The 6,125-nt window shown below is 63.4% G+C and carries 7 protein-coding genes; all 7 read left to right on the forward strand.

Going from position 1 to position 6,125, the window contains the following annotated elements; all coding sequences use genetic code 11:
* Positions 1 to 10: 10 nt before the first annotated feature.
* The 7 genes from HX824_RS23610 to HX824_RS23640 are packed head-to-tail and all read left to right on the forward strand — an operon-like array spanning position 11 to position 6,000.
* On the forward strand, positions 11 to 436 hold the full coding sequence (locus tag HX824_RS23610; protein ID WP_003211540.1) for a biopolymer transporter ExbD: 426 nt from the start codon (positions 11 to 13) through the stop codon (positions 434 to 436).
* A gap of 3 nt (positions 437 to 439) precedes the next feature.
* The gene (locus HX824_RS23615; protein WP_177035728.1) at positions 440 to 1,147 is read left to right on the forward strand and encodes an energy transducer TonB; all 708 of its coding nucleotides are present in this window, start codon (positions 440 to 442) and stop codon (positions 1,145 to 1,147) included.
* 41 nt (positions 1,148 to 1,188) lie between these two features.
* The gene (locus tag HX824_RS23620) at positions 1,189 to 2,886 is read left to right on the forward strand and encodes a putative porin (protein WP_177055168.1); all 1,698 of its coding nucleotides are present in this window, start codon (positions 1,189 to 1,191) and stop codon (positions 2,884 to 2,886) included.
* A 17-nt stretch (positions 2,887 to 2,903) separates the two neighbouring features.
* Complete coding sequence (locus HX824_RS23625; protein ID WP_177055170.1) at positions 2,904 to 3,530, forward strand: DNA repair protein; 627 nt, start codon at positions 2,904 to 2,906, stop codon at positions 3,528 to 3,530.
* A gap of 20 nt (positions 3,531 to 3,550) precedes the next feature.
* Positions 3,551 to 4,039, forward strand: a complete 489-nt coding sequence (locus HX824_RS23630; protein ID WP_087694073.1) for a YbjN domain-containing protein — start codon at positions 3,551 to 3,553, stop codon at positions 4,037 to 4,039.
* A complete protein-coding gene (locus HX824_RS23635) occupies positions 4,036 to 4,971 on the forward strand; it encodes a peptidylprolyl isomerase (protein ID WP_177055172.1) in 936 nt (311 codons plus the stop codon). The genes HX824_RS23630 and HX824_RS23635 overlap by 4 nt, the downstream gene beginning before the upstream one ends.
* A 51-nt stretch (positions 4,972 to 5,022) precedes the next feature.
* On the forward strand, positions 5,023 to 6,000 hold the full coding sequence (locus tag HX824_RS23640) for a LysR family transcriptional regulator (RefSeq protein ID WP_003211527.1): 978 nt from the start codon (positions 5,023 to 5,025) through the stop codon (positions 5,998 to 6,000).
* Positions 6,001 to 6,125 lie beyond the last annotated feature (125 nt).

Consider the following 6,125-nt stretch of genomic DNA (forward strand, 5'->3'; position numbering starts at 1 on the left):
GAGAATCAGCATGGCTTCCGTGAATGCCTCCCACGACGATGACGATGACGCCCCCGTCGACAGCATCAACATCACGCCCCTGGTGGACGTGCTGATGGTGGTGTTGGTGATGTTTATCCTCACCGCCACCGCCCAGGTCTCGGGGATCCAGATCCACCTGCCCAAGGCCAGTGCTTCGGTATCGCTGTCCGAGGCCAAGACCAAGGCCATCTCGGTGAACGATGGCGGCCAGGTGTTTCTCGACGCTTACCCGGTGACCTTGCCTGAGCTGGAAGAGCGCCTGCGCATCGAGAAAGCGCTGAACCCGGACTTCCCGGTGATCGTGCGCGGCGACGCCATGGTGCAGTACCAGAAGGTCATCGAAGTGCTCGACCTGCTGCGTCGCCTGGAGCTGTCCCAGGTCGGGCTGGTCACCGGCAAACCGAGCCAGGGCTGAGTCATGACCGCACAGATGCCGATCGCGCCGACGCCCCTCAAGAACAAGCCGCCATTGCGCCCGCTGAAGTGGGGCATTGGCCTGCTGCTGGGCGCCGTGGCTGCCTGGTTTCTCTGGCAGTGGGCCAATGACATGAGTGGCGTGCGCCGTGAAGCGCCCAAGGTGCCGACGATTATTCCGTTGCCACCACCGCCACCACCGCCGCCGGAAAAACCCAAGGAACCGGAGCCCGAGGTGCAGGAGAAAGTCCCCGAGCCGGAGCCCACGCCGACCCCGGACGAGGTCAAGCCCGAGGAGGAAGCACCGCCTTCACCGGCGGACGACCTGGCCAACCCGATGCAGATCGACGGCGACGCGCAGTCCGGTACCGACGGTTTCAACATCGGTGCCGGCAAGGGCGGCGGCATGGCCGGTTCCGGTGGTGGCGGGCTCGGCACCGGGACGTTCAAGCAGTACCTGGCCGGGGTGTTCCAGCGCCTGCTGCGGGAAGACCCGGAGCTGCGCAAGAAGGCCTACACGGTGCAGGCCGACCTGTGGCTGAGCGCAGACGGCGAGGTGACGCGCGTGGAGCTGGCCAAGTCCAGCGGCGACGCCGACACCGACGCCCAGGTGCTGGCCGCATTGCGTGCCACACCGCGGCTGAAGGAACGCACACCCGCCTCAATGACCCTGCCGGTACGCCTGTCCCTCAAGGGCCGGCGCCCGGATTGATCGAACCCTTTTTTGCAGTTTTCTACAGGAGTTGTGTGCAGATGATTTCCCACGTGAATCGATTGACCCTGGCGGTCGGCATGGTCATCGCGACCCTGTTCGGCCAGGCGACGGCCGCCGCCGCGCCTTCGGAAAACGCCACGATCAACCTGATCCGCCTGCTGGTGCAGCAAGGTGTGCTCAAGCAGGAACAGGCCGACGGGCTGATCGCCCAGGCTGAAAAAGAGGCTCAGCAGGCACGTCAGGCCAGCACCGCCACGGCAGTAGCGGCAGGTCCAACTGCGGCCCCCGGCGATGTGCGGGTGCAGTACGTGCCGGCAGCGGTGCGCGACCAGATTCGCGACCAGGTCAAGGCCGAGGTCATGGCCACCGCCAAGCAGGAAAACTGGGCCCAGCCCAACACGTTCCCGGAGTGGGTCTCGCGCATCAGCTTCGACGGCGATATTCGCCTGCGGGATGAGTCGCGCTATTTCTCGGGCAACAACAGCAATGAAATCGTCGATTACGCCAAGCTCAACGACAGCGGCCCCTACGACGTGAACAAGAACACCAACACCAAATTGCCGCCGCTGCTCAACACCCGCGAAGACCGCGAGAACCTGTTCCGCCTGCGCGCCCGCCTGGGCATGAAAGCCGTTATCTCGCCGGAATGGACCGCCGGCATCCGCCTCGGCACCGGCAACGACAACAACCCGGTGTCCACCACCCAGACCCTGGGCGGCGGCTTCGGCAAGAAAGACATCTGGCTCGACCAGGGCTACCTCACCTGGAAGACCACCGACTACATGACCCTGACCGCCGGACGTTTTGCCAACCCGTTCTATTCCACCGACATGATGTATTCCGGGGACCTCAACTTCGACGGTGTGGCGGCGATCTTCAACCACAAGCTCAACAGCGACTGGGGCCTGTTCGGCACCCTCGGCGCGTTCCCGGTGGAATACAGCCCCGACACCGCCACCACCAACGGCTTCGACAAGGACGAGAGCGAAAACAAATGGCTGTTCGGCGGGCAGATCGGCGCCGACTGGAAGATCAACCGCAGCAACAGCCTGAAGGGCTCGATGGCCTACTACCACTTCGGCGATATCCAGGGCGAACGCTCCAGCCCTTGCTCGCCGTGGGCCGGCCAGCCGGCGTGCGATACCGATGGCACGCGCCTGGCCTTCATGCAGAAGGGCAACAGCGTGTTCCTGCTGCGAGACATCACGCCCAACCCGGCAACGCCTGGCCTGACCCCGCAACCGCAATTCGTCGGCCTGGCGTCCAAGTTCAATGTGCTGGACCTCAACCTGGCGTGGGACAGCGAGCTGCCGGAAGACCTCAAGCTGCGCAGCCAGACCAACTTCATCCACAACCTGGCCTACGACAAGGGCGAGATGCTCAAGCGCAGCGAAGGCCAGATCGTCAACAACCTCAACCGCGACGGCCAGTTTGAAAGTGGCGGCAATGCGCTGCTGGTGCAGTTCACCCTCGGCAGTGCGCTGGAGATGCGCAAGAAGGGCGATTGGAACGTGCTGGCCGGCTACAAATACATCCAGCCGGATGCCTTGCCGGACGGCTTCAACGACTCCTCGTTCCACCTCGGCGGCACCAACGCCAAGGGCTATTTCATCGGCGCCAACTACGGCCTCGACAAGAACATCTACGCCAGTGCCCGTTGGCTCAGCGCCTCCGAAGTGTATGGCGCGCCGTTTGAAGTGGATGTCATGCAACTGGAACTCAACACGCGCTTCTGATGCGCCGGAGAAAGCTCATGAACACGCGAATTTGCGGCCTGCTTCTACTGCTCGTTACCACCGGCGCTTCGGCTGAGGGTATGGAGGAGCGCCTGCGCACTCAGCTGCGCAGCACCACCCAGCAGTTGCAGGCGCTGCAAAGCGAGCAGGCCCAGGCCAGTGCCGCACGCATCGCCGCCGAAACCCAGGCCAAGCAGGCCCAGGCGCAGGTCAAGCAACTGACCGCCGAACTGGAAAAGACCCGTGGCGTGGCCGAACAACTGGTGGGCCAGCAACAGAGCCTGCATAGCCAGGCCCAGGCCCAGGTGGCCGCGAGCAATGAGCAGGTGGGCAAGTTCAAGAAAGCCTATGAAGACTTGCTGGTAATCGCCCGGGGCAAAGAAACCGAGCGCGCACGCTTGCAGGCGCAACTCATGGAACGTGACACACAAGTGCAGCAATGTTCAGTCAAGAATCAACAGATGTACGACGTGGCCCAGCAGTTGCTGACGGCCTACGAAAAAATCGACGTGGCCGACGTGATGAGCATCCGCCAACCGTTCGCCAGCAGCACCCGGGTCAAGTTCGAGGAACTCGCCCAGGGTTTTGGTGACGGCCTTTACCTTAATCGGTTCGATGCTCCACAGACCGTCACTAATCATTGATCGACAAGGAAGAGACCCCTATGAGCGACGTACAACTGATCACCAGCGTGACCCCGCAAGCCTTGACCGAGCTGCTGCAGGAAGCCGGCTACCGGGTCAACCAGACCGAGCAGAACGGCATCGTGCAATTGCTCAGCGCAAGCCAGGGCATCGGCTTCGCCGTGCGTTTCGGCAACCCGGCGGCAGAGCAGGGCAGCTACGTGGACTTCACCTACAGCTGCGCGCTGCGGGTGCAGGGCGAATTGCCCGAGGGGCTGGCCCAGGTCTGGAACGCTTCCCGACGTTTTGCGCGGTTGTCGTTGCAGGGTGAGTTCCTGCTGATGGAGATGGATGTGGTGGCCGCCGGCGTGGGTGCGCCGTACTTGCGCAATCAGCTGGAATTGTGGGACCGCCTGCTGCAGGAATTCATCGTCTACCTGCGTGAATACAGCCAGCAAGCCGCCCAGCTTCAAGCCCAGGCCGACGCCGCGCCTGCCGTCAATGCCCGTGAAGAGGCGCCTGCCCTGTGAAGAAACCAACCCTGGTGGTCGGCGCTGGCGCCCTGGTGGTGCTGGCGGTCGCGGTGGGGTTGAGCCTGCGGCCGGGCAGTGACCCGGTCGCAGCCCAGCAGCCTGCACCGCTGGCCGTGAAGGACGGGCCGGCGGTGGCGCGCCTGGGCAACCAGCAGATCGACCTCGCCGAACTCGCGTCGGTGTTGGCCGCCTTGCCGGCGGAAACCCGCGAGCAGTTGCGTGGCAACCGCAGCGCCCTGGAAACCTGGCTGCGTTCACGCCTGGCGCAAAAGGCTGTGCTTGAACAGGCCGATGCCCAGGGCTGGCGCCAGCGCCCGGAGGTGGAGCAACAGACCCGCGCCGCCACCGAGCAGATCGTGTTTCGCGACTACATGTTGTCGGTCAGCCAGGTGCCGACGGATTACCCCAGCGCCGCTGAATTGCAGCAAGCCTATGACAGCGGCAAGGCACAATGGGTGACGCCGCCGTTGTACCAGGTCAGCCAGATTTTCCTGGCCGTGAGCGACCCGCAAACCGTCGACAATGTGCGCCGCCAGGCCCAGGAGTTGAGCCGCAAGGCGCAGGCCTCGCCGGGCGAGTTTGCCGCCCTGGCCAGCCACTATTCCCAGGACCCCGACAGCGCCCGGCGCGGTGGCGATTCCGGGATGCAGCCATTGCAGCAATTGGTGCCTGAAATGCGCGGTGTGGTGGCGCGGCTCAAGACGGGCGGGGTGTCGGAGCCGGTGCAGAGTGCGGCGGGTTTTCACGTGCTCAAACTCACTGGGCAACAACCGGCGCGCACGGCCACGCTGGATGAACTGCGTGGCCGCTTGACCGAGGCCTTGCGTGCGCAACGCCAGGAGCAGATTGCCAAGGCCTACCTGGAAGGCATGCTCAATACCGCGACCTTGAGTATCGACGGCGCCGAGCTGAACAAGGTACTGGAGTAAAACCGTATCACCGCATTGGATGCACAGTACTCACAAGACAGGGAGTCTCCCATGGTATTTGTTGAACCGGCTGTACCCCACGGCGTCGCGCCTTATCGTGCGTCGACCGAATCCCGCGAGGCCTGGCTGGCCCTGGCGGCCGCCATCGAGCCCGAGGTGGCGCAGTATTTCCTGATCAGCGCCCGCTGTGGGTGTTTCATGCAGGCGGCTCGCAGCCTCAACATCAAGGCCACGCAGTTGCGCAAGCGCCTGGCGCAGCTGGAAGAGCAACTGCGGCGTTCGCTGTTCAGCTATCAGGGCAATGTCCTGGCCCTGAGTCGTGAAGGGCAGCAGTTGCAGGCGCAGTTGATTGCCCTGGCGCATGAGCGACGCTTGCCGGTGCTGGAGCAACCGTTGATTCGGCTGGCGGTTGCCGAGTCGATCCTGCATGACATTCTGGGGCGGGACCTGATTGCCCTGTTGCGGCGCAATGCGAGTGTGCGGTTGGAGATCATTTCCATCGACAGCGAGTTGGGGTTGCAGGCGCTGGATGCGGATGTGGTGGTGTGGTTGTCGGGGATGGATTCGCCGGGGGCGGGGCCGAGTTTTGCCATTGGGGCGCCGGAGGTGTTGGCGCGGTTGGATTATTCGCCGCATATTGCCAAGCGGTATTCGCGGTTGGCGGTGCGGCCGGACAGCATTGAAGACCTTGCGGATTATATGTTGGTGCAGTGGCAGCCGGACCGGCAGGTGGAGGCGCTGCGGCCGTGGAATAGCCTGGTGGAGCAGCGGCTGGCGGGGGTAGTGCGGGTGGAAGCGTATCCGCTGATGCTGGAGATGATTCGGTGCAGTGCGTGTATTGGGTTGTTGCCGCGGTACATGAGTTGTTTTGATCGTGGGTTGACGGCGTTGGATGGGGTGTTTCTGGAGGGGATGCAGCGGCAGGTCTGGATGGGGGTGAGTGCTGATGTGCGGCATCCGCTGGAGGTGGGGTGGGTGGTGGAGATGATTCGGAATACGTTTCTTGAGCGGGGGGAGTGGTTTGATTGATTGAGTACATATCCGTTGCTGCGGTAACGGCCACCTATGGTTCCGCTCTTACAGCTGCCTACCGGCCGGCTTGAGACTTGTAGAGCAAAAAGCCAAATCAAAAGCGGGCACGGTCCAAATGTGGG

Source organism: Pseudomonas sp. D4002 (genome assembly GCF_013385665.1).
Taxonomy (GTDB): domain Bacteria; phylum Pseudomonadota; class Gammaproteobacteria; order Pseudomonadales; family Pseudomonadaceae; genus Aquipseudomonas.